General features: G+C 54.4%; 19 protein-coding genes and 1 riboswitch. Of the genes, 4 read left to right on the top strand and 15 right to left on the bottom strand.

The genetic code is table 11. The features are described from left to right. Window positions 1–66: 66 nt before the first annotated feature. The 7 genes from AC6I9Z_RS07685 to sciP all read right to left on the bottom strand — a co-directional run bounded on the left by AC6I9Z_RS07685 (window position 67) and on the right by sciP (window position 5,553). Complete coding sequence (locus AC6I9Z_RS07685) at window positions 67–597, bottom strand: hypothetical protein (RefSeq protein ID WP_461454912.1); 531 nt, start codon at window positions 595–597, stop codon at window positions 67–69. Between the two features lie 9 nt (window positions 598–606). Next, on the bottom strand, window positions 607–831 hold the full coding sequence (locus AC6I9Z_RS07680) for a hypothetical protein (protein WP_461454910.1): 225 nt from the start codon (window positions 829–831) through the stop codon (window positions 607–609). Window positions 832–855: 24 nt separating this feature from the next. Then, entirely contained in the window at window positions 856–1,317 is a 462-nt protein-coding gene (locus tag AC6I9Z_RS07675; protein ID WP_461454908.1) for a RidA family protein, read from the bottom strand. Beyond that, entirely contained in the window at window positions 1,314–1,796 is a 483-nt protein-coding gene (locus AC6I9Z_RS07670) for a RidA family protein (RefSeq protein ID WP_461454906.1), read from the bottom strand. The genes AC6I9Z_RS07675 and AC6I9Z_RS07670 overlap by 4 nt, the downstream gene beginning before the upstream one ends. Window positions 1,797–1,801: 5 nt before the next feature. Beyond that, window positions 1,802–3,712 carry a phosphomethylpyrimidine synthase ThiC gene (thiC, locus tag AC6I9Z_RS07665; RefSeq protein ID WP_461454904.1) on the bottom strand — a complete coding sequence of 637 codons (1,911 nt, stop codon included), beginning with the start codon at window positions 3,710–3,712 and terminating at the stop codon, window positions 1,802–1,804. 39 nt (window positions 3,713–3,751) lie between these two features. Next, window positions 3,752–3,862, bottom strand: a riboswitch (TPP riboswitch). An 83-nt stretch (window positions 3,863–3,945) separates the two neighbouring features. Continuing rightward, window positions 3,946–5,112: an EAL domain-containing protein gene (locus AC6I9Z_RS07660; protein ID WP_461454902.1), complete on the bottom strand. Its 1,167-nt coding sequence runs from the start codon at window positions 5,110–5,112 to the stop codon at window positions 3,946–3,948. Window positions 5,113–5,256: 144 nt separating this feature from the next. After that, complete coding sequence (sciP, locus tag AC6I9Z_RS07655; protein ID WP_109356146.1) at window positions 5,257–5,553, bottom strand: CtrA inhibitor SciP; 297 nt, start codon at window positions 5,551–5,553, stop codon at window positions 5,257–5,259. Window positions 5,554–5,891: 338 nt separating this feature from the next. Between sciP and AC6I9Z_RS07650 the strand changes: the two genes are divergently transcribed. Further along, window positions 5,892–7,928, top strand: coding sequence for a 3-hydroxyacyl-CoA dehydrogenase NAD-binding domain-containing protein (locus tag AC6I9Z_RS07650; RefSeq protein WP_461454900.1), 2,037 nt, complete (start codon window positions 5,892–5,894; stop codon window positions 7,926–7,928). A 29-nt stretch (window positions 7,929–7,957) separates the two neighbouring features. Continuing rightward, the gene (locus tag AC6I9Z_RS07645; RefSeq protein WP_461454898.1) at window positions 7,958–9,700 is read left to right on the top strand and encodes a class I adenylate-forming enzyme family protein; all 1,743 of its coding nucleotides are present in this window, start codon (window positions 7,958–7,960) and stop codon (window positions 9,698–9,700) included. Between the two features lie 3 nt (window positions 9,701–9,703). Here AC6I9Z_RS07645 and AC6I9Z_RS07640 read toward each other — a convergent pair whose 3' ends face one another. The 6 genes from AC6I9Z_RS07640 to AC6I9Z_RS07615 form a co-directional block, all read right to left on the bottom strand. After that, window positions 9,704–10,633, bottom strand: coding sequence for an acyl-CoA thioesterase (locus tag AC6I9Z_RS07640; RefSeq protein ID WP_461454896.1), 930 nt, complete (start codon window positions 10,631–10,633; stop codon window positions 9,704–9,706). A gap of 49 nt (window positions 10,634–10,682) precedes the next feature. Continuing rightward, entirely contained in the window at window positions 10,683–11,855 is a 1,173-nt protein-coding gene (locus AC6I9Z_RS07635; RefSeq protein WP_461454894.1) for a thiolase family protein, read from the bottom strand. Window positions 11,856–11,958: 103 nt separating this feature from the next. Continuing rightward, window positions 11,959–12,828, bottom strand: a complete 870-nt coding sequence (locus tag AC6I9Z_RS07630) for a DUF1295 domain-containing protein (protein WP_461454892.1) — start codon at window positions 12,826–12,828, stop codon at window positions 11,959–11,961. A gap of 13 nt (window positions 12,829–12,841) precedes the next feature. After that, entirely contained in the window at window positions 12,842–14,071 is a 1,230-nt protein-coding gene (locus tag AC6I9Z_RS07625) for an acetyl-CoA acetyltransferase (protein ID WP_461454890.1), read from the bottom strand. An 11-nt stretch (window positions 14,072–14,082) separates the two neighbouring features. After that, window positions 14,083–15,540: a carotenoid oxygenase family protein gene (locus AC6I9Z_RS07620; protein WP_461454888.1), complete on the bottom strand. Its 1,458-nt coding sequence runs from the start codon at window positions 15,538–15,540 to the stop codon at window positions 14,083–14,085. Between the two features lie 104 nt (window positions 15,541–15,644). Beyond that, the gene (locus AC6I9Z_RS07615; protein WP_461454886.1) at window positions 15,645–16,553 is read right to left on the bottom strand and encodes a winged helix-turn-helix transcriptional regulator; all 909 of its coding nucleotides are present in this window, start codon (window positions 16,551–16,553) and stop codon (window positions 15,645–15,647) included. Between the two features lie 410 nt (window positions 16,554–16,963). Between AC6I9Z_RS07615 and putA the strand changes: the two genes are divergently transcribed. Together putA and putP are read left to right on the top strand one after the other, a co-directional pair. Beyond that, on the top strand, window positions 16,964–20,443 hold the full coding sequence (gene putA, locus AC6I9Z_RS07610) for a bifunctional proline dehydrogenase/L-glutamate gamma-semialdehyde dehydrogenase PutA (protein WP_461454884.1): 3,480 nt from the start codon (window positions 16,964–16,966) through the stop codon (window positions 20,441–20,443). 124 nt (window positions 20,444–20,567) lie between these two features. Then, entirely contained in the window at window positions 20,568–22,064 is a 1,497-nt protein-coding gene (gene putP, locus AC6I9Z_RS07605) for a sodium/proline symporter PutP (protein WP_461454882.1), read from the top strand. Window positions 22,065–22,097: 33 nt separating this feature from the next. Here putP and AC6I9Z_RS07600 read toward each other — a convergent pair whose 3' ends face one another. Together AC6I9Z_RS07600 and AC6I9Z_RS07595 are read right to left on the bottom strand one after the other, a co-directional pair. Further along, window positions 22,098–23,132 carry an ABC transporter ATP-binding protein gene (locus AC6I9Z_RS07600; RefSeq protein ID WP_461454880.1) on the bottom strand — a complete coding sequence of 345 codons (1,035 nt, stop codon included), beginning with the start codon at window positions 23,130–23,132 and terminating at the stop codon, window positions 22,098–22,100. Further along, the gene (locus AC6I9Z_RS07595) at window positions 23,129–24,610 is read right to left on the bottom strand and encodes an ABC transporter permease (RefSeq protein WP_461454878.1); all 1,482 of its coding nucleotides are present in this window, start codon (window positions 24,608–24,610) and stop codon (window positions 23,129–23,131) included. Before AC6I9Z_RS07595 ends, AC6I9Z_RS07600 begins: the two co-directional genes overlap by 4 nt. Window positions 24,611–24,694 lie beyond the last annotated feature (84 nt).

Below are 24,694 nucleotides of genomic sequence, written 5' to 3'. Positions count from 1 at the left end.
CTCATCCTCGCCAATGGCTTGCGATAGCAGCCCATTTGCCGCTCTGGCAATCGTGCCCTGCGCGGTTCAGATATCTTTCAACAGATCGTCCAGCTGGCGCACCCGCGCGCGGACCGAGGCGGCACTGTCCCCGGCGGCGGCGCGCGCGGCATCGCGGGCGACTGTGCCATATTCGGGATGCTGAGCGGCGACCCGGCACAGTGCTTCCACCGACCAGGCCCGCAGAAACGGACGATCATGGTGGAGCAGCGGTGTGAGCCAGCGATCCATGGTTGCTGCGCCATCGGCGGAGAAAGTGAGATAGGCCGCGCTCTGACAGACATGCAGCTGCGCCTGCCAGTATCGGATCGCCGGGATTTCATCCCATAAGGCTTCGCTCTGCGCGGCGGAAAGCGCCTCCCCGCGTTCGAGCGCCGCCTTGATCAACCAGGTCGCACCGCTCGACACCGCCTCCTGATCATGCGCGGCGAGCGCGATCACTGCATCGAGATATTCCGCCTCGCCCCGATATTCCGCCTCGACCTCACCCAAGATGCCGACCGCCCGGCCATCAAAGGCCTGAAGACGGGTGAGCAAGGCGGCGGCAGACAGGGCCATGGGATGGGTTTACTCCGCTGGTTCCAATATCCTCGGCGTGGCGACAAAGGGACGGTTTTCTAAAGCACGCAGGCCGTTGGATATCCTTGTACGATCACTGATCAGGCGGACATATTGATAGTCGCATCCTGAAATCGGGTGCGGATATTCGGAGATATCCTGTTGCAGCAATGCCCGTACTTTTTCGAGTTCCTGCCGAGCGGATTCCAACGCCTGTTCATAGGGTTCCTGCATGATGATCTCCTCTATAGTGTCAGTTCATTCTGTCGGTTCTTCTTTACCTTTTGGGTTCCAAGCCCAGCATTCAACCTCGACCCGGGCGTCCAGCACCAGTCCAGCAGTCTGGAAAGCAGAACGCGACGGATAGCGGCCGGGTTTGAAATAGCTTTTATAGACAGCGTTAAAGGCCGCAAAGTCGCCAATATCCAACAGCATCACGGTGCATTTGAACAAGGCATCATGATCCAGACCATATTTGGCCAGCGTGGTGCCGATCCGGTCCATTGTCCGTTTGGTTTCCGGTTCGATACCGCCGGCAACCAGCGCCCGCCCGCTTTCATCGATGCCGAGCTGGCCGGACAGATAGATGATATTCCCAACCTGCACGGCTTCGGACAGCGGAAAGGCGCTGCCATTGCCGAGAAATTCAGGCGGCTTGTCACCGGCCTGTGCTGGCGCGGCGAATAACAGCGCCAAGGGGGCGAGAAATTTTATGGTCATTCCGCTGATTCTTTCCCCTCTGGCGTCAGGCGCGCGGTGATCTTGATCTCTACCAATCCGTCGGGCGTGTAGAGGCGGTCAACGTCAATCGCGGTCCAGGCCGGAAAAGGCGCTTTCACAAAGCGGTTCTTGGCGGCGGCGAGAGGCGGCATCGACTGGTCAATATCGACATGATAGGTGGTGATATCGACCACATCGTCCCAGCTTGACCCGGCGCGCTTCAGTATCGTGCCCAGATAGGTGAAGGTGCGGGCATAGCTTTCCTCGTCAGTCATGCCCTCCGGCGTCGGGCCAGCGATCACGCCGGACAGATAGACTGTGTCGTTGTGGATGACGGCCTGAGAGAAACCGAACTGCTCCATGAAGGCGCGGCCCTGTTCGCTGTCGGGCATGAGGGTCTGCTTGGGCTCCGCCTGCGCGGCGGAAGTGGCCCCGATGATCGCCATCGCAGCGGTGAGTGATGTCATTAAAGTTTTCATGCGTTTTACTCCGCCGGTTCTTCCACCTCGTCGGCCGGCAGGTAAAGCCGATCGCCCTTTTCCTTATATTTCTCAGCCATTTCGCGCATGCCTTCCTCTGCTGCGGCCTTGCTTGCCGCCGCCGTATCAGCGCCCAGTTTTTCCGAGGCGATAAAGCCTTCGGCGCTCTGGTTCTGCTTGCTGGCAAAATCGCGCACTTCCTGGGAAATTTTCATGCTGCAGAATTTCGGCCCGCACATGGAACAGAAATGCGCGGTCTTGGCGCCTTCTGCGGGAAGCGTCTGATCGTGATATTGCATCGCGGTGTCGGGATCGAGCGACAGGTTGAACTGGTCACGCCAGCGGAACTCGAAGCGCGCCTTTGAAAGCGCATCGTCGCGGACCTGCGCCGCCGGGTGGCCCTTGGCAAGATCGGCGGCATGGGCGGCAAGTTTATAGGTCACAACACCAACTTTTACATCGTCGCGATCCGGCAGACCAAGATGCTCCTTGGGCGTGACATAGCAAAGCATGGCGGTGCCATACCAGCCAATCTGCGCCGCGCCGATGCCGCTGGTGATATGGTCATAGCCGGGCGCGATGTCGGTGGTTAGAGGTCCAAGCGTATAGAAAGGGGCCTCGCCGCAGACTTCCAGCTGCTTTTCCATATTCTCCTTGATCTTGTGCATAGGGACATGGCCGGGACCTTCGATCATCACCTGCACATCGGATTTCCACGCGCGGTGGGTGAGTTCGCCCAGCGTGTAAAGCTCGGAGAACTGCGCCTCGTCATTGGCATCGGCAATCGAGCCGGGGCGCAGGCCATCGCCAAGGCTATAGGCGATGTCATAGGCTTTCATGATCTCGGTAATGTCGTCGAAATGTTCGTAGAGGAAGCTTTCCTTGTGATGCGCCAGGCACCATTTCGCCATGATCGAGCCGCCGCGCGAGACGATGCCGGTGACGCGTTTCGCCGCCATCGGGACATAGGGCAGCCGCACACCAGCATGGATGGTGAAATAATCAACACCCTGCTCGGCCTGCTCGATCAGGGTGTCGCGGAAAATTTCCCAGGTCAGGTCTTCGGCGACCCCGCCAACTTTTTCGAGCGCTTGGTAAATGGGTACGGTCCCGATGGGCACGGGTGAGTTGCGGATGATCCACTCGCGCGTATCGTGGATATTCCGGCCGGTGGAGAGATCCATAACGGTGTCCCCGCCCCAGCGGATCGACCAGACCATCTTGTCGACCTCTGTCGCCACGTCCGACGCAACCGCGCTGTTACCGATATTCGCGTTGATCTTCACAAGGAAGTTGCGGCCAATCGCCATCGGCTCGGTTTCCGGGTGGTTGATATTGTTCGGGATAATTGCCCGACCACGCGCCACTTCGTCACGGACAAATTCCGGCGTGACATAATCGGGGATAGACGCGCCAAAGCTTTCGCCATCACGCTTATATTCTTTCAGCCGCTCCCGTCCGAGATTTTCACGCTCGGCGACATATTCCATTTCAGGGGTGATGATACCTTTGCGTGCGTAATGCATCTGCGAGACGTTCATCCCTGCCTTGGCACGCAGAGGCCGCTTGACGACATGCGGGAATTGCGGGACACCGCCACTGCGGTCTGGGCCCAGTTGGCCGTTATCTTCGGGCTTAACCTCGCGGCCATCATAGCTTTCAACATCGCCGCGCGCCTCAATCCATTCGCGGCGCAGTTGCGGCAGACCCGCGTTAATGTCGATCAGCGCATTGGGATCGGTATATGGACCGGACGTATCGTAAACCCGAACAGGCGGTTCGCCGCCTTCAAGATGAATTTCCCGCATCGCTACGCGGATGCCTGAGCCGCTATGCGCGGCCACATGGACTTTTTTGGAACCCGCAATCGGGCCAGTAGTTACGCCAATTTCGGTCTTCGCGGGAATGTCTGCCATAGTCTCTACTCCATTGGTCGGAGTGAAGAGGCGGGATTTTGTCTAACACCGCTCCCTCCCTCCGCCCGGGTTAACGGGATCAGGTTCAACGGGTCGCGGTTTATTCCGCTCTCAACCTGCGTTCACGCACAGGCTCCCCGGGGATGAGTCGCAGGTTAGTGCGCCCATGCCCGAAGGTCCAGTGAAGATTGGTAAGAGTAGCGATAGAAGCTGCGTGACGAAGCGCGAATTTCCTACCAACCAGGGACGAAATATTTTGGTGGAACTGCACAACCCCAATAGAAACCCTGACCGAAATCGGCGCCGAGCAGGCGTGCCTGCGCCAGATGATGTTTGGTTTCGATCCCTTCGATGACCGACCGTGCTTTGCGGCCGCGACAGAATTCCAGCATTGAGGCGAGCAGCGAAATCGGAATATCGCCGTCATAGCAGGCATTGAAAATATTTTTGTCGATTTTCAATTCATCAAACGGGATTTTTGATATCCGGTCGAGATTGGCAAGACCTGTGCCATAATCGTCAATTGAGATGCCCAGTCCATGGCCGCGGAGCGAATGGCACACTGCTGCAAGGCGGTCGACATCGACTACACGGGATTCTTCAGTTATTTCGAGCATCAGCTGGCCGGGCCGAATATCCGCATGTTTCAGCCGGCTGATAAGTGCATCGACAAAGCGCCGGTAAGTCATCATAATCGCGCTACAGTTGAAGGAAACGGGAACCGGACGGCCCCGTTTTGCCAAAGCGGTGGCGAGCTTGATTGATTCATCAACCACCACAAGGGTGGCTTCCACCTCAACCGCGACATCAACCAGATCGGAAAAGATAATGGCGGGGTTTAAAGCACGCCGGGTTTTCACACGGGTCAGCGCTTCGTAACCGACAATCTTGTCATTATCCAGAGACTGTTTGGACTGAAATTCGACCGAAAGATTTGGCAACAACCGGTCCGTTTCGACCAGCGCGCAGACATAATCGAGGTCGTTGACCGCATGGCCGCTGACATCCGCCATCCGTCCGATCAAATTGCACAAAGTCGGGACGGCATAGGGTTTTTGCAATCGCTGGACGACACTGGCGGCATCAAAGGCCAGTTCATCATCGCCGCTATCCTTTGGGTTCGGCGTTAATATGACCGGCATGGAGGACCGTAGTCCGGAAAACCGGTCAAGCAATTCGCTGCCATTCTCTCTCATGGTTTTGGGATCAATCACCAAGGCGTCTGGTCCGAAAACCAGACTGGCTTCCTCATCCAGTTTGGAAAATACGCAAGCGACCGAAATATCATTGGCCTCCAGATCATCTTGCAATGACCTGGAAAGCGCGTTTTCTTCTTCAACAATAATGACTTTGGCCGTCGACATAGTTGGAGGCATTGCGGACGATGTTGTGGAGGACATAGGGGGCACCTTGTTAGATTGGGTTTCGCTATGACGGACCTGGAAATGGGACCGAGCGAAAGAGTGAAATTTTAAAATATAAGGATAACGCGTTCAGGCTTTTGGGCTTGTCGTACCAAGCCTCAGACCTGATTTAAAAGCCGTTCACATATCCTGATTGAAGCTTTGGTCGCGATATTCCTGTAAGTGGGTGATGCGTAAACCAGACATACCAGAACGATGGATCGCCTGCTGCCAGGAAATGAGCTCCTCCAGCGACAGATCATAACGTTCACAGGCTTCATCCGTGGTCAACAGCCCGCCATTCACGGCAGCGACGACCTCGGCTTTACGCCTTATCACCCAGCGGGTTGTATCCGCGGGTGGCAAGTCATGTTCGGCGAGCGCTTCCCCAAGCGGGCCGATGACTCTGGTGGCTTTTGGTATCGTAACATGTTTCATATGGAACCTCATTTCTGCCTTTCGGCGTTGCCCTGTTCCTATGCCCGTGCATAAAAATGCTCTGAGGATGTTAAGTGCGTCTAAATTTCTATGGTTAACAGGGCTTAACATCTGATGCTTGCGACAGACGGTTCTCTGACGGCGTTAGTTGCCCAAAACATCCGGATTCCGAGATCAACAATCATCGAATTTTCCTGCATTTAACCCAATAAAACAAAAGCCTGATTTGAAATCCTCATTCTTTGTGATACTCGGTTGGCCCGCTTGACTTTTGGGCATCACCTTTGCACCACGTCGCCTCTCTTCGTTAACCAAACGGGATTTTGCAGGAGAAAAAAATGTCTGTCATCACCACTGAAAAACATCAGAATATATTGGTCATCATCTCGAACAATCCGCCGGTCAATGCGCTCGGTGCGGCAGTTCGACAGGGACTTGTCGATGGCATTGAAGAGGCCTTGTCCGACGACGAGATTGAGGCCGTGGTCGTTCGCTGTGACGGACGGACATTTTTTGCCGGTGCGGACATTACGGAATTTGGCAAGCCTATGCAGGGGCCGAATCTGGGTGAGGCCATTGACCGGTTGGAAGCCAGCGACAAGCCGGTTGTCGCGGCGATACACGGAACCGCATTGGGCGGAGGCTGTGAAGTTGCCTTGGCGTGCCATTACCGTGTCGCTGTACCATCGGCCAAAATGGGCCTGCCCGAGGTAAAACTGGGCCTGATCCCCGGCGCCGCTGGAACGCAGCGATTGCCACGGGTGGTCGGCGCAGAGGCGGCTTTGCCAATGGTGGTCATCGGCAATCCGATTTCTGCGAAGAAGGCCCATGCTATCGGCCTGGTCGACCAGATTGTCGGCGAAGGCAGTCTGGCCGAGGATGCCATCGCCTTTGCACGCGAACAGATTGGCAAGGAACCGCCGCGTTCCTCGGAAGGCACGGCCAATGAAGATGGGATCAAGAACCCGGCTATATTTGATGAATTTCGTCGGAAAAACGGCCGCAAGATTCGCGGGTTCGACGCCCCGGAGGCGGGCATTCAGGCCGTAAAGGCTGCGGGCGAGCTGTCTTATGCCGATGGTGTCAAGAAAGAGGGCGAGCTTTTCATGAAGCTGATGACCGGCACCCAGTCGGCCGCCATGCGCCACTATTTCTTCGCCGAACGCGCGGCGAACAAGATTGACGGTATTGATCCCAAAATCGACCTGATCCCGATCAAGAAAGTCGGCATATTGGGCGCCGGGACTATGGGCGGCGGCATCGGCATGAACTTTCTGTCTGCCGGTATTCCCGTGACCATTGTCGAGCTGAAAGAGGAGGCGCTGGAACGCGGCGTTGGTGTGATCCGCAAAAATTATGAGAACACAGCGAAACGCGGAAGGATGACCGAAGAACAGGTCGAGGGCGCCATGAGCATTTTGACGCCCAGTCTGTCCTATGACGATCTCGCAGACTGCGATCTGGTGATCGAAGCTGTGTTCGAGAATATGGACGTCAAAAAGGAAGTCTTCGCCAAGCTCGACGGCATTGTAAAGCAGGGTGCGATCCTTGCTAGTAACACCAGCTATCTGAATATTGACGAGATCGCGGCGGTGACGAAGCGGCCTGAATATGTGCTGGGCCTGCACTTTTTCTCTCCCGCCAATATCATGAAATTGCTCGAAATTGTGCGCGGTGAGAAGACAGCGGATAACGTGCTGATGACCGCGATGAAGCTGTCGAAGAGGATTGGCAAGGTGGCCGCTGTCTCTGGCGTTTGCCCCGGCTTTATCGGCAACCGTATGCTCAGCCCGCGTCAGGAACAGGCGAATATCATGATTATGGAAGGCGCCAATTACTGGGACGTGGATGATGTGCTGCTGGACTTCGGCTTTCCGATGGGGCCGTTCCAGATGTCCGACCTCGCCGGGGTCGACATTGGCTGGCACCGTGATCCAGAGCGGATTGAAACATTGCGCGACGCCTTATGTGCCGCCGGTCGCTGGGGACAAAAAGTCGGCAAAGGCTTTTATGACTATAATGAAGCGCGGCAACGCACCCCGGCCGATGAGGTCAAACAGATTATCGCTGAATTTGCTGCCAAGGCGGGCAAAGAGCAGCGCGAAATTTCAAAGGACGAAATACGCGAGCGCCTGCTTTATCCGATGGTCAACGAGGGGGCGAAAATCCTGGAAGAGGGCATGGCACAGCGCGCGAGCGATATAGATGTTGTGTGGATCAATGGCTATGGCTGGCCGCTTTATACCGGCGGTCCGATGTTCTGGGCCGATACGGTCGGGCTCGATAACGTGGTTGCGGGTCTGAAAAAACATGGCCTGCCAGTGGCCAAGCTGCTGGAAGAAAAAGCTGCTGCAGGCGGCAAATTTAACGGATAGGGTCGCGTCTATCGATTAGGAGAATATGTTTGTCAGCTGAAGCTATAGATCCACTGGAAAAGTGGACACCGCCCGCTGGATGGCCCGTACGATCACGCAAAGAGGTAGACGCCTTGCTATGCGCGCCGGGCCAGCCGTTTGAAATGGAGATGGTCGATATTGATGGCGTGGAAACCCGCGTCTGGAAAAATGCCCATCCCACACTCGCGGCGATGGCGGAACATGCGCGCGGCCATGGCGATAGCGAATTTCTGATATTTGAGGACGAGCGCGTAACCTATGCCAATTGGTATCGTGCTGTGGCGGCTCTGGCGGTGGAGCTTCAGAATATTGGAGTCTCCAAAGGCGACCGGGTTTCGCTCGCCATGCGCAATTTGCCGGAATGGCCGGTGATCTTCTTCGCGGCTGCTTCTATCGGGGCTATTGTTGTGCCGCTCAACGCCTGGTGGACGGATCAGGAACTGGTCTTTGGCCTTGCAAATTCAGAGACGAGCGTGCTGCTCTGCGATGCCGAGCGATGGGACCGGATATCTTCGCATCTGAGCGATCTCCCCGATCTGAAACATGTCATTGTGGCGCGGAACCAGAACGCATTGGCCAATCCCGCGCGGGCGCTGGAAGAGATTATCGGGCGGCCCAATGATTATGGCGATCTTCCGGATCAGGATCTGCCAGCCGTAGACATGGCCCCTGATGATCCAGCAACGATATTCTACACCAGCGGTACAACCGGCCAGCCCAAAGGCGCACTCGGCACACATCGCAACCTGACCACCAATGCGATTTCGGTGGGCTATTCAGGCGCGGCAGCTGCCTTGCGGCGGGGCAATGAGCTGCCGGAACCCACGGTTCGGGTCGGCCTGACGGTAGTGCCGATGTTCCACTGCACCGCCTGTTCCGCGATTATGATGCCGACCGTGCATGGCGGCCATAAGATGGTATTCCTGCATAAATGGGATACGGTACGGGCTATGGAGATTATCGAGCGGGAAAAGGTCAATGCCACCGGCGGTGTACCGTTTATCGCTTGGCAATTGATCGAGCATCCGGATCGCGACAAATATGATCTGAGTTCGATCGACGCGATCAGCTATGGCGGCGCGCCGTCCGCGCCGGAATTGGCCCGCAAAATCTACGAGGTTTTTGGCGCCCTGCCCGGCAATGGCTGGGGCATGACCGAAACCATGGCGACGGTTACATCGCATAGCGCCGAGGATTATCTTAATCGCCCGACCAGCTGCGGCCCGCCGGTGGCTGCGGCCGACCTGAAAGTCATGAGCGAGGATGGCGCCCACGAAATGCCAATTGGCGAAGTAGGCGAACTTTGGGCGCGCGGACCGATGGTGGTGAAAGGCTATTGGAACCGGCCGGACGCAACCGCCGAAACCTTCGTCGATGGCTGGGTCCGGACAGGCGATCTGGCGCGTCTAGACGATGAAGGCTTCTGCCATATTGTCGACCGCGCAAAAGACATGATCATTCGCGGAGGTGAGAATATCTACTCATCGGAGGTCGAGAATGTCCTTTATGATCATCCGGCGGTGATGGATGCGGCCTTGATTGGTATAGAGCACAAGACTCTGGGCGAAGAACCGGCGGCGGTCGTGAATCTGGTGCAGGGCCAAAGTGCCACTGAAGCCGAATTGCAGGAATGGGTTCGCGCCCGGCTCGCAAATTTCAAGGTGCCGGTAAAAGTCCTGTTCAGCGCCGAAAGCTTGCCGCGCAACGCCAATGGCAAAATACTGAAACGCGATCTGAAGTCGTTATTCTGACTGTCAGTCGCTTTTCGGCGTAACCCGAACAAGGCCTTCCTGCACGGCGGATGCAACCAGCTTGCCATCCTGCGTATACAGCGAACCGCGATTGAGGCCGCGGGTACCGCCGGTCCAATCGCTGTCCATCACATAGCAAATCCACTGATCCATCCTGAAATCGTCATGGAACCACATCGCATGATCAAGGCTGGTCGAGAATAATCCGGGCGTGGTCCAATGCAATCCGTGCGGAATCATCGACGTAGAAAGCAATCCCATATCGGATGCGAAGGCCAGCGTGGCCCTGTGGGTAAGCGGATCATCGGGCAGCGGCGCAACCGTCTTGAACCATTGATATTGGCGCGCGGTTTCGCTTTTGCCTTCCGGACGAAAGCTTCGGACATCAAAGGGACGCGGCATGCTCATCCGCTCAATATGCTTGTCCGACACTTGCGGGTTGCGGGCGATTTGCTCCATCATACTCATGCATTGGTCGGGCGGCAGGACATCGGGCATCGACACCTGATGATGAAGTCCGTCAGCCGGTTTTTGAAAAGAGGCCGTCAGATTGAATATGACCTTGTCATCCTGACGCACAACAACCCGGCGGTTGGAGATGCTGCGCCCGTCAAAGTCGCGATGCACCCGAAAATGCAGCGGCTTGGTCTCGTCTCCCGCGCGCAAAAAATAGGAATGGAGCGAATGGATGGTCTTCTCTTCATCAACGGTTTGATCGGCAGCGACAATAGCCTGTGCAATCACCTGCCCGCCAAAAATACGCTCGCGTGCCGTCGATGAAAGCGCGGGATAGAGAAACTCGTCATCAGCGCCTGCCGTGAGCTTAAAGGTGCGGAGCAATCCGGCTATCAGCTTGTCCGCGGGCACGGAGGAGCGATTCGCCAAAGCTTCCGAAAGCCGGCGTTCGACTTGTTCGTCCGTTAGTTGATCCAAAACTGCTTCTATTCCTTAAAATGCTGGGGGTGTTCGCTATCTCAAACGTTCAGGGGTAGATTTCGAACAGACCTGCTCCGCCCTGACCACCGCCAATACACATGGTGACCACGCCCCATTTTGCACCGCGACGGCGGCCTTCCTGCAACAAATGCCCGGCGCAGCGCGCGCCAGTCATGCCAAACGGGTGGCCGATGGAAATGGAGCCGCCATTGACGTTATATCTTTCCGGATCAATGCCCAGACGATCGCGGCTGTAGAGACACTGGCTCGCAAAGGCTTCATTGAGTTCCCAGATATCGATATCATCGACCGTCAGGCCTTGTCGTTCGAGAAGCTTCGGCACCGCAAAAACCGGCCCAATGCCCATTTCGTCTGGTTCACACCCGGCGACTGCCCAGGATACGAAACGGCCCAGTGGTTCCAGCCCGCGCCGTTCGGCCTCTTTAGCTTCCATCAACAAAACCGCGGCGGCGCCATCCGACAATTGGCTGGCATTGCCGGCGGTGATATATTTGCCTTCGCCCATAACCGGCTGTAATTTGGCGAGACCTTCGAGGGTCGTTGTCGGACGATTGCATTCATCCCGATCGACCGTGTAATCGACAATGCTTTCTTCCTTGGTTTCCTTGTCGACGACTTTCATCTTCGTCTGCATCGGTACGATTTCATCGGCAAAAAGCCCGGCTTCCTGAGCCTTTGCCATACGCTGCTGTGATTGCAGGGAATATTCATCCTGATATTCGCGGCTGACATTGTAACGCTCCGCGACAATATCCGCTGTATCAATCATCGGCATGAAGATATCCGGTGCAATTTTCAGAATTGCGTTATCAATGCTGCCTTCCGGTGCACGCTGCCCTTGCATTGAAATACTCTCGACCCCGCCAGCGACAACACAATCCGCGCCATCGCCGCGAATATGGTTTGCCGCCATGGCGATGGCTTGCATCCCGGACGAACAGAAACGGTTGATCGTGGCACCCGCTGTGGTTTTGGGAAGCCCTGCAAGAAGCGCGGCATTGCGACCGATATTTGGCGCAGCATGGGCGACATTGCCCATCAGGCTGTCGTCGACAAAGTCACTCTCTACACCCGACTTGGCAACGGCATGTTTGATGGCGTGCGCCGCCATCGTCATTGGTGGCGTGATGTTAAACCCACCTCGTCCGGCTTTAGCAAGTCCGGTACGGGCATAGGATACGACGACAGCTTCACGCATGATAAATCTCCAGTTGTTGGTGACGACCTAAATCGATTTGGGGCCTTGTCAAGCCATGGTCAGGGAATATGGCAGAGCGGCATCGCGGCCAACACAGACCTGCTTAGCTGCTCTTGGGCGGCCTGGGGATCAGGACGGGAACCGATTTACAATATTCAATATAATCCGGATCATCTCCCCACCTTTTCTGTCCCGCAGCCTCCAGTTTGGGCACACCGCTGACCCGCATCAGCAAGGTCGTGACAAAAATCGGAGAGATAATCGTTACCCATTGCCAACCGGACAGAAGCGGCAATGACATGACAGTTATGCCTGTCCAGAGCAGGATTTCCCCAAAGTAGTTGGGATGTCTCGACCAGGCCCACAGGCCCGAAGATATAAAGCGCCCCTTGTTTTCTGGGTTGCTACGAAATGTCCTTTTTTGCCGATCAGCAACCGCTTCGATCACGAAACCGGCAATCCACAAGCCGACGCCGATATAGGCAAAAATATCCAGTGGAAGCCGCGTTGCATTTGTAATGATGACCAAGGCACTGGCTGCCGTCAGCAGAACCCATAGCCCTTGCAAAGTCCAAGTCAGAAAGAAACGCGGTGGTGAAATCTTTATCTGGTCAAACCGCTGATCATGACCATCCGCCTTTATCCGCAAGTACAGAAACGATCCCAGTCGAAGCGCCCAGACCGCTACCATTGAGGCCACAATGATAGCACGAAGATCAACCGGTGCAGACAACGCGCATGCGACGATCATTATTGTAAGATAGGTAATGGAGCCAGTCAGATCATAGAATTTTTCTGTCTGGGCCATGTTGGCAGGGATGAAAGCCAGCCAGTTGATGGCATAGGCCAGGATACCGCACAGCAAAAACACCGGCATAGCGCCAAATATCATTCCGCCCTGACTACCCGCAAACGCAACAGCTACGCCCAGCCCAACTGATATGATAAGACCGATCAGTATTTTTGAATTCACCGCTACCTCCCCCTTAAACTCCGACGACAAAAGAACAATTTGTCGTTCCTGATCCCCCGACATTAAACGTGCCGACGTTTTTTGCGCCTTCAACCTGATAGTCTCCGGCTTTCCCTGTTACCTGCTTTGCCGCATCAAGCATCATCCGGACACCTGTTGCACCAACCGGATGTCCCATTCCGATCAGTCCGCCCGATGGATTGACTGGCAAGCTACCGTCAAAAGCAATCACACCCTCTTCAATCGCTTTCCAGGCTTCGCCGGGTGCGGTGATCCCGAAATGTTCAATGGCCATATATTCGGTCACTGAAAAGCAGTCATGAGTTTCGATGGCATCCAGTTGTGCCGGCCCGGCAATACCTGCACGCCGATACGCGTCAGTGATGGCTTTTCGTGTCCACGGCAGAACATAGTCGTCATTCGCGCTATCCGCCAATTTGGTGCGCATCAACATCGGCGCGGTGCTATGGCCCCATCCTTTAATCTGCGGCAGGCTTTCCAACGCTATACCGCGCGCGTCTGCATATTGTTTTGCGCGCTCTTCGGAAGCCAGAATGACTACGGCAGCACCATCGGACACCTGCCCGCAATCCTGCCTACGCATCCAGCCTTCTATGACCGGATTATACTCATCATCCTGCGTGAAACTTTTATCACCAAACGTCCAGTCTCGGCTCTGCGCATTAGGGTTGCGCCGCGCATTATCGAAATTAGTCTTGGAAATTTCCATCAGATGTTCATGGCGCAGACCATATCTCTTGTCATATTCCTCGGCGAGATCGGAAAACATCGCAGGCCAGATATACTTGGCATCCTGCCCCTCTTCACCGACATAGATCGCCGCTCCCAGATTGTCCGCTGCCTGCGCACCTGACACGTTGCGCATCAGTTCCACGCCGGCCACACAGGCCAGGTCATAACGGCCGCTTTCGATATCGGTCATTGCGCCTAAAATCGCCAGCGATCCGGACGCACAGGCACCTTCGTGCCGGGAGGCTGGCATACCAGCAAAATCTCTATGCACATGGCCGAAAAAACCGCCCAACATACCCTGACCGGTGAACAATTCTGCTACGAAATTGCCGACATGGCCGACTTCTATATCTTTCGGTTCAAGTTTTGTTTTTTCCAATGCCTTAAGAACGGATGTCGAGAACAGATCGAACAGGGACATGTCTTCCCGCGTCCAGTTTTGGGCAAAATCGGTTTGATGACCGCCTAGAACATAGATTTTCCGAGACATAGTAAAACCCCTTAGCGCAGTTCATCCGCATTTGCCCATACGGCATGTGTGCCACTGCAGATCCTGTGCGGCAATATGATCTGACATATTGGTCCCGCTTCCAAATTTTTCGCGTCCATTATCACACATTCCGAACGATCGAGATGCATGTCTGTAATAAAACTGATCAAATAGCCATCATCTTCCGATTTCCCATCTTTGCGTGCAATGAATGGGGCTTCGGAACCATAGCGGCCTGGACCGAATTCATAATGCTGGGTTTCACCGGTTTCCAGATCATGTTTGATCATACCAGTGAACAGGAAATAGCCATCTTCACCAGTTACGCTGTAGACATAGCGATGCTTCTCGCCTGCAACAGCCGGGTTGATTGTACCAAACTCGACAATCTCGTCATCATACAAACGCTCCTCAGCCGTCTCACCGGTTTCCAGATTGAACCGCCAGCGATGCAGATGAGTTTTCAGGGAATGAAGATCGAGATTGGATCCCATGGCTTTATATTCGTCGGGCATGGATTGCAGCGGATCCGGCCGCGGATCTTCCTGAAAATAGCCATCCATGACTAGTTCATGCCCCTCCTCATAGGCATTCATGAAGTGCAGGACGTAGGTTGAATCCGCTTCAAACCATTTTATGTCTTCCGGGTTCCCATGGCGCGGTATCACAGCAAATCGTGACTTCATATTCTTGTCAAAGACAGGGATGTAGAAACCATTATCGATTGCAGCCTGCGGCCAGAACATCGGGAAATCATTCAGGATGGAATAGTTTCTCGAAAAGCACATATCATGCGGCAAACGCGGCGCTGGCAACTCAACAGGAATATAATGCTTCAACTTATTGTCTGCTCCGACAACCCCGTAATGCATATATGGGGCATGTGTGGAATAGTTGAAAAACAGTAGCTCCCCGGTGTTGGTATCCAGTTTGGGATGGGCGGAGATACCATCAATCGGAGCCCAACCTTCGATACCCAGTGTTTCCAATGTCGCCGGGTCTAAACGATAGCCTTCTCCGCATTGCCAGAATGTCGACAATATACTGCCAGCATGAACAACCACATCGGTTGACGAACTGTCCTTGATATGCCCGTGCGCGCCCCAGCCGGTTCGTTCCGATTTTTTGGGGTTGCCCATGCAGCCAATCCACAAGGAACGCCCGGCTTCCTGCTCCGCCTCGAAACCACGGGTGCGGATGAAACGGTTTTTATATTCCGCCTTTCCACCTGAAAGCTGCATCATGTGCAACATCCCGTCACCATCAAAGGGATGGTACCGGCCTATGGCATCATGCACCGGATTTTCCGTGTTGCGTACATATATACCGTCAATATCCGCTGGGATTTCACCAATAATTTCAAGATTATCACTGTCATACTCTTCGAAATTGGGTGTCCATGCGCCGTTGAGATAGGGGTGATCGTTTGGCGACAATGTAGTTTTCACTGCGGTAGCTGACTGGGACAATAGAGGGGACTCCACATTTTTGGTATGTTTATTAAAGTCACTGATCTAAAGAGCATCGCGCTGCGCTCGTCAAGCAATATCCATTCGTTTTCAGAAGAGCGGTATCAGTCGTTCAGGCCGACAATGGCGACATCTTGCGGCGCGACCGTCTTGTCACAACTGCCGCATGAAATTTCCGGAATCAATTGGGCCCCACAACTGGTGTGAGTCAGGATAACCGGCGGCCCTTCTGCGGCACCGTAATATTTGTCTCCCCACAGCATCAACATCATGATCACGGAATAATATTCCAACCCCTTGGTCGTCAGGAAATACTCATTCCTCAAAGGGTGATGATTATAGGGCCTCGCTTTCAGGACATCGATTGCGACAAGATTTTTCAGACGATCAGCAACAATGGCTGGCGAAGCGCCGGTATCAACTTCGATCTCGTCAAAACGCCGTAATGCGGTGAAGACTGCTCGCATGATCAGGGCAGACCAACGATCTCCCAAAATTTCCACCGAACCCCGCAACAAGGAAGGGTGATCCGACTGAAAGGTCACCTGATTGCGCCTTCGGCTATAGGATGCGGGCATCAATCCGACGCCCGGGCCTTCCACGAAAGAAACCTCATGCAAACCGAAAGCTTTGCCGCATGACCGGCAAACCGGAATCGGGTTCAACCGCGATCCGCAGGCTTCATGCTGCAGCTCCAAATTACGCCGGCTATCAGCCGATCCCCATTTTCGTTCCCATACGTACAGCGTCAGGACAGTGGGAAACAGGTCGACCCCTTTCTCGGTCAATCGATATTCCAGATGCTTGGAACCGCCGGCGGCTTGTCCTTTACGAAGCAGGCCGTTTTTGATGAGTCGCTGCAAACGATTTGAAAGCAGAGCTTTTTGCAAACCCGTTCGATTCTTAAGCTCCTTGAACCGCGTTGAACCCAACCACATTGATTCCAAAATGAGCAAAATAGGCGTATCGCCCAGAATTTCCAACGACCGCCAGATGGAGCATGTCTTGATCATTGGAGATTCAATTTGCTTGACGGAGAGGTTCATGAGTCCGGGAATATAGGCACTGATTTTACTGAATAATAGGGCTGACATTAAATGACTTGGGGAACATAATAATGAGATTTCGCAAATATCTGCTTTCCGGAACCAAAATCGCTGGGCGGTCGCAATCGTAGGGTATTAGCGCCGCTAAGGTATCACACAAGGGATGGGTTACGGTTTATGCAACGCTTGCATCACTCCAAATCGACAGCACAATTTCACAAAGCTTGTGTTCAAAGCCCAAATTGCGATACCCCGGAAAATTGAAGGCAAAGCGATATTATCGAATCAGAATATCAGGCAAAAACCTTCACCATTTCTACATTCGAATGCACAGCCCCGAGAGTTCATCCATTAGTTTCCGAGGACACTGATAAACCATGAATATTCTGCTTGATCACCGTGAAAAAATTCGTGCCCATCATCGCGCTGACGAAGCCGAAATTCTGGAATATCTCACATCAACATTTGGTCCTGATGAAAACACGCGCATCCGAATTCGGGAACGGGCTATACAAGTCGTTCAGGAGGTCAGACGCGCATCAGGACCGACACTGACTGAGAGCTTTCTGGGCGAATATGGCCTTTCCTCAGATGAAGGTCTCGCGCTTATGACATTAGCGGAAGCCCTGTTGCGTGTTCCAGATAACGAGACGATTGATGACCTGATTGAGGACAAGATCGGTCCCTCCAACTGGCGAGATCATATCGGTCAGTCAGACAGCGCGCTGGTCAATGCATCGACTTACGCACTCACGATGACACGTAGTGTAATACAGGAACCGGAAAGCCGAGGACCGCTCGAGGCTCTGAGAGGCGCAATTAAGCGGTTGGGCGAGCCTGTGATCCGGGTTGCCGTCCGCCAGGCCATGAAAGAGCTCGGCAATCAATTTGTACTCGGCGAAGACATGACACTGGCATTGAAGCGGGCTGAAAAATGGAAGGCCAAGGGAGCAACCTATTCCTATGATATGCTCGGTGAGGCTGCGATCACACAAGATGATGCGGATCGTTATTTCAAGGCCTATTCTGACGCGATAGAAGAAATAGCCCGCGTCTCGCATTCCGACGATCTGCGTCAAAACCCCGGCCTTTCGATCAAGTTATCCGCCCTTTACCCTCGCTACGAGATGAGTCAGCAGGCAAAAGCGGTTCCTGCTCTTGCGGAACGGGTAGGCGAGCTCGCGCGTATAGCACGCGACGCCAATATTGGTTTGAATATTGATGCCGAAGAGGCTTACCGGCTCGGCCTGTCCATAGATATGATTGAAATGGTGCTAAGCGATCCACGTCTCGCAGGGTGGGACGGCTTTGGCGTTGTGGTGCAGGCGTTTGGCAAGCGGGCCAGCTTTGTCCTTGATTGGCTTTACACACTTGCGACGCAGCTCGACAGGAAGATCATGGTCCGGTTAGTTAAAGGCGCCTACTGGGACAGCGAGATTAAGCGCGCACAAATGGACGGCGTGCCCGATTTTCCCGTATTCACGACCAAATCAGCAACGGATATCAGCTATATCTGCTGCGCGGCGCAGCTTTTGAAAATGACAGATCGCATTTACCCGCAATTTGCAACACATAACGCGCACAGCGTCGCGGCCATTCTTGAGATGGCCGGCAACAGCAAAGACTATGAGTTTCAGAGGCTGCATGGCATGGGTGAAACATTACATGCTGCATTGCTGCGTAACGAAAAAGTCCGATCACGGATTTACGCTCCGGTAGGAAAGCACCGCGAATTGCTAGCTTATCTGGTTCGGCGCTTGTTGGAAAACGGTGCAAACTCATCCTTTGTAAATCAACTGGCCAATCACGCGGTCCCCGCTGAAATGATTGCCACCGATCCTTTCGAGACTCTGGCAACCGATCAGCAGCAAAATCTGTCAAAGATCGTCAAACCTTCGGACTTATATCAACCAGATCGCGTCAATTCCCGCGGCTGGGATCTGGCCAATCGTATGGACATGAACGAATATGTGTCTGAGCGCGCTCCATTTGCTGAAAAACTCTGGCGAGCCGCGCCGATCACCGTCCGACCTGTCACCAGCGATACAACACGCAAGATATTCAATCCCGCCTTGCGCGAAAACGAGGTGGGAGAAGTAATTGAAGCGGATGTATTACAAGCCGCCAACGCTATAGAAGATGCGCATATCTGGGATGCACCGGTCAATGAACGCGCTGCCGTCTTGCGAAGGGCAGCTGATCTTTTTGAGCAGCATCATGGTGAGATTTTCGCGTTGTTGGCAAGAGAGGCTGGCAAAACACAGTTTGATACGATTGCCGAGTTGCGCGAAGCGGTCGATTTTCTGCGCTACTATGCCAAGGAGGCCGAACAGGCGCCGGAAAAAGAACCGCGCGGAATTATCAGTTGTATTTCGCCATGGAACTTCCCGCTGGCCATTTTCACGGGACAGATTGCCGCGGCGCTGGCGGCTGGCAACGCTGTACTAGCAAAACCGGCAGATCAAACGCCTTTGATTGCTGCTCTGGCTACCAATCTGCTGCACGAAGCGGGGGTGCCTCTCGCGTCCCTGCAATTGCTACCGGGTGCAGGGGCGACAGTGGGCGCGGCTATTAGCGGTGACAAACGCATTCAGGGCGTATGCTTTACCGGTTCCACTGCAACGGCACAGACCATCAATCGGAACCTCTCTGAAAATGGGGAAGCTGATGCTCTTTTGATCGCAGAGACCGGCGGTCTTAATTGCATGATTGTGGATTCCACGGCGTTACCGGAACAATCGGTACGCGACATCATCACCTCAGCATTTCAGTCAGCCGGGCAAAGGTGCTCGGCCTTGCGGGTTTTATATCTGCACAAGGATATTGCCACGCCGTTTCTGAAAATGCTGGACGGTGCAATGGATGCGCTGGAGCTGGAAAATCCGTGGTGGCTGTCCACGGATATCGGGCCCGTAATTGACAAGGCGGCTCGCAAGAAAATCACAGCTCATGTAAATCGCGCAAAAGAAGAAGGCAGACTAGTGAAGCAATTGGCCTGTCCTGAAGGTGGTTATTTTGTGGGACCGGCAGTGATCAGGATAAATGGCGTCGATGATCTTGACGAAGAGATATTTGGCCCGGTTTTACATGTCGCGACATTTGAAAACGAGGAGCTGGAAAACGTTGTCAGTGATATCAATAATCGCGGTTACGGATTGACCTTCGGCCTTCAGACCCGGATCGAACGGCGGATCGACAAACTGAGTTCAGCGATGAAGGTTGGCAACATCTATGTGAATCGCAATCAGGTCGGCGCGGTCGTCGGTTCCCAACCGTTTGGTGGAGAAGGTCTGTCAGGCACAGGGCCAAAGGCCGGAGGACCACATTATTTGCCGCGCTTTTTCAGAAGCAACAGCCCGAGAAACTCAATCGTTACGGGGAAAACTCTGGCGCTGGAAAAGGTTCAGACGGCCATCGAAAACCTGCCATCTGTCGATCCCCGACCGCGTAACCATGCAGTGATGCCCGGACCCACCGGGGAGTCCAATGAATTGTTCACTTATGCTCGCGGAACGATATTGTGTCTGGGTCCGTCATCAGCGGACGCGCAGACACAGGCAAAAACGGCGCGTGAGCAAGGGTGTGAAGCGTTGATTGTTACTCCCGAAGCGGTAGGAGAAAATGCGCTGGACGGATTTTTGAGCCGCGAACATCTTGCCCAGCTATCCGGAGTAGATGCAGTCGTATGCTGGAGTGAAGCAGACGATATTCGGGATATCCGCAAGGCACTGGCCAGCCGCGATGGTCCGTTGATTCCGCTCATCACTGAAAAGGATTTTGCCAACCGCTGTCTAGTCGAACGGCACGTCTGTATTGATACAACGGCCGCAGGCGGGAATGTGTCGCTGCTTGCGTAACTAGTCTTCTTCGATCGATAGTTATTGCGCTGGAACCCCTTCAGATATCTGGCAGATATTTCGTGCATAGAGACGGGCAAACGCGTAGTGGATTTCTGGGATCACAGAACAGGCGGGGATGCAGATGAATTTCGGAGAGATGATTTCGCTCGCAGCCTATTTCGTCCTGATGATGGCTATCGGGCTTTATGCCTGGCGCAAGTCGACCAGCAACGTTTCTGAATATATGCTTGGAGGGCGCAATTTGCATCCAGCCGTCGGTGCACTTTCGGCGGGTGCATCGGATATGAGCGGCTGGATGTTGATGGGACTGCCCGGAGCTATCTATCTGTCAGGGCTCAGTGCTGCATGGATCGCCATAGGCCTGATCATCGGTGCGTATCTAAACTACCTGCTGGTCGCACCGCGGTTGCGGGTGTTTACCGAAATGGCTGATGACGCGATCACCATACCGGACTATTTTGAGAAACGATTTCAGGACAAGTCCCACTCGCTGCGCATCATTTCCTCTTTGGTCATCGTTATATTTTTCACACTGTACACATCGGCAGGGATTGTCGCGGGCGGTAAGCTGTTCGAGGCTTCATTTGGCTTTGATTACGAGCTGGGGCTTTTCATTACCGCTGGCGTGGTCATCGCCTATACGCTTTTCGGTGGATTTCTGGCCGTTAGCCTGACCGATTTCGTGCAAGGTTGCATCATGTTTTTGGCACTGGTCGTAGTCCCAGTTGTCACCCTGCAGGTTCTGGGAGGCTGGGGTCCGACTGAGGTAGCGATAAATTCCGTCAACACAGACGCTTTGACCTGGTTCGAGGGTGCTACCATATTGGGTATCATATCAAGTCTGGCTTGGGGCTTAGGATATTTCGGGCAGCCTCACATCATTGTTCGCTTCATGGCGATCCGATCCCTCAAAGACATTGCCGTAGCCAGATGGATAGGCATGACCTGGATGATCATTACGGTCATCGGTGCGGTTCTGGTCGGCCTTTTCGGGTTGGCCTATGTCACGTCTGAAGGTCTGACTCTTGATGATCCGGAAACAATTTTCATTCTGCTCTCCCAGGTTCTTTTCCACCCGCTTATCTCCGGCTTTCTTTTGGCTGCCATCCTGGCGGCTATCATGAGTACGATTTCTTCACAATTGCTGGTCTCCTCAAGCTCATTGACCGAAGACTTCTACAAGATATTCATCCGTAAATCCGCATCCCAAAAAGAACTGGTACTTATCGGCCGACTTTCGGTTCTGGCTGTATCGCTAGTGGCGATCGGACTGGCCTTTGACCGTGACAGCAATGTGCTTTCCCTGGTCAGCAATGCCTGGGCCGGATTTGGAGCTGCGTTTGGCCCGATCATATTATTGAGCTTATACTGGAATGGGCTAACACGCGATGGCGCACTTGCCGGAATGGTGATTGGCGCGGGCACCGTATTGTTCTGGCTATACGCACCTTTGACCATTGCTGGTGGTTCCCTGTCCGACTGGGTTTACGAAATTGTCCCCGGTTTCATTCTGGGAATGCTGGCCTCGGTGATTGTCAGCCTGATGGGACGGAAACAAAATCCGGCAGTCGGCAATCTGTTTCGTGAGATGGCCGGCGCGATGAAACCACAGAAGTGATTATTTACCGCTGATATCCGCTCCGCGCTGCCGCTATGCCACTATGCTGGTAAGAGACGGATCCAAACCGACACCAACTGTGTCTCCGGCCTTTATCCCTGATGCTGTGGGCACTCTCGCCTGCCAGGTCTCTCCGGAAGGAGCCTGAACCCCAATTGCAGTCGTGGCGCCAAGGGAATGGGCTTCCATCACGGCAAATCCGCCGTCAGAAGCCTTACTATCCAGGATCACGCCCTCTGGTCGCACTAACAACGTCGCTTCGAGGGCATTGCCGAAATGATCGGCATTCACCGTCCCAAAAGGACTGTGCAGAACGCCATCAGAAACGGGACCGGTCCAGATATTAACATCCCCAAGCAAACGAGCCGCAGATAATGACACAGGCCGCAGATACACGTCCGAAGGTGTCCCGGACTGAACAATCACACCGTCAACCATGAGAACCAGTTCGTCGGCCATGAAGAGCGCTTCTTCCGCATCATGCGTCACGACAAGGACAGCGGCGCCGGATTTCTTCAGTTCGTGCACCGCCATATCCCGCAGTTCCGACCGCAAACGCGCATCAAGCCCGGAAAAGGCTTCATCTAGCAAGACAATTTCCGGCTCCGGTGCCAAAGCGCGAGCAAGAGCAACACGTTGTTGTTCTCCGCCAGATAACGTGTGCGGATAGGCCCCTGCCTTGTCATCCATTTGCACCGCCGCAAGCTGGGCCATAGCAGTTTCCCGGCGCAAAGAAGCGGAGCCCGACCGCAAACCGAACATGACGTTATCCAAGGCCGTAAGATGTGGAAAAAGCGAAAAGTCCTGGAATACTAAGCCAACGCTGCGTTTTTCCGGCGGAACAATCACGTGGCCGTCAGTAAGCCGTCTTCCCGATCCTGCAACTTGTCCTGAATCAACATCCTCAAGACCCGCCATCACTCGCAGCAAAGTCGATTTCCCGGCTCCTGACGGGCCAAGAATTGCGGTAATACATCCCTGCTTCAATTCTATATCGACATTGTCGAGTACGCGTCGTCCCCTATGGGATTTCACCAGTCCCTGACCGGCCATCACAATATCCGTCATGTCCCGACACTTTCGGTTTGGCGGCGCGATACCAGCCAGCTGACGGTCATCATGATCGGCAGACCGATAGCAACAAGCATCAGCGATGGCAGGGCCGCCTGGGACAATCGCTCGTCCGAAGCATAATGATGCGCGCTGACAGCCAGTGTTTCAAAATCCAGCGGACGCAAAATCATTGTGGCAGGAAGCTCTTTCATTACTTCCACAAACACCAACAAAGCCGCTGTGGCAATACCGCTGAAGGCCAATGGAAAATGAATGCGGCCGATAACCATCCATGGGCTGGCTCCCAGTGACCGGGCCGCTTGATCCATTGACGGTGTGATGCGAACCAATGCGCTTTCGCATGGACCGATAGCGGCCGCTGCAAACCGTGCCTGATAAGCGAACAGCAAGGCAACCAACCCTCCGCCCGCGATCATCGGTGCCGCCGATCCCGAAACCGTATCGAGCAAATTCTGTGACGCGGCAAGCAGCGCTATAACGCCAAGCGCTGCAACCGCGCCAGGAACAGCATAGCCCGTGTGGGCCGCACGAACCGAAGCATTTGCAAACCAACCGCCTGTACGCGCCGCGTAGGCCGCTCCTAGACCAAGAATAGCAGCAATGCCTGCGGATAGAGACGCGACCATTATAGTGCCCCAAAAGGCATCAGCAGGAGAACGGACGGGTTGAGTCTCCAGCGCTAGCGACAAGAGATGCAGGCCGGGCGCTATCAGGCCGAAAAATACCGGCACTGTACAAAACAAGACTGCAATCACAGCAGCGCGTGGCGACAGTTGGACGCGGTGCTGAGGTTTGTTGCGGCCGCCAGCCTCCGCCACGCGGGTACCGCGCCGGGCCAATCTTTCACCGCCGAAAATCACTAGTGTCACCAGCAACAGGATCAGAGCCAGACGGGCCGCAGCCTGCGGATCGCCAAAAGAAATCCACGAGCGCAAAATACCGACGGTAAAGGTTGGAGTACCCAGGAAATCGACCGTGCCATAATCAGCAAGGGTTTCCATCGCGACCAATGCGGTTCCAGCCATGATCGCGGGGCGGGCGAGAGGCAGGGAGACCTTGAAAAAGGCTTTCAACGGGCTCGCCCCCAATGTCCGCGCAGCCTCAAAACTGTGGGTACCGCTATTCTCAAAAGCCTGCCGCGCGAGCAAATAAACATAGGGATAGAAAGATATTGAGAACACAAAACCGGCCCCGAAAAGCCCGCTGATAGTGGGTATAAAGCCACCCGTCACACCATGAACCGGCCCGCCAACAGCGGTCATCGACATCCAGGCATAGCCGGAAACATAACTTGGCATTGCCAATGAAAGGGGCAGCGCAACGACGAATAATCGCCTGCCCCGAAAACTGTACCGCGACGTGAGCCAGGCTGTCGGCACTCCCAACAGCAGGGTGCCTGAAACAGTAATGATGAGAAGAGCGGCCGAGTTGCGGATATATGTAGAAAGCTGTGTATCAAACAGATGTGCCATATGCGTGCCACCGCCAGACAATCCCAAAGGGATAAGGGCGATGACGGGAAGCGTACATATCAGGGCAGCGAATACCCCTATTGG

It is taken from the genome of Parasphingorhabdus sp. (assembly GCF_059726685.1).
The sequence above is the reverse complement of the archived record's forward strand: the minus strand, read 5'-3'. Positions and strand labels throughout refer to the sequence as shown.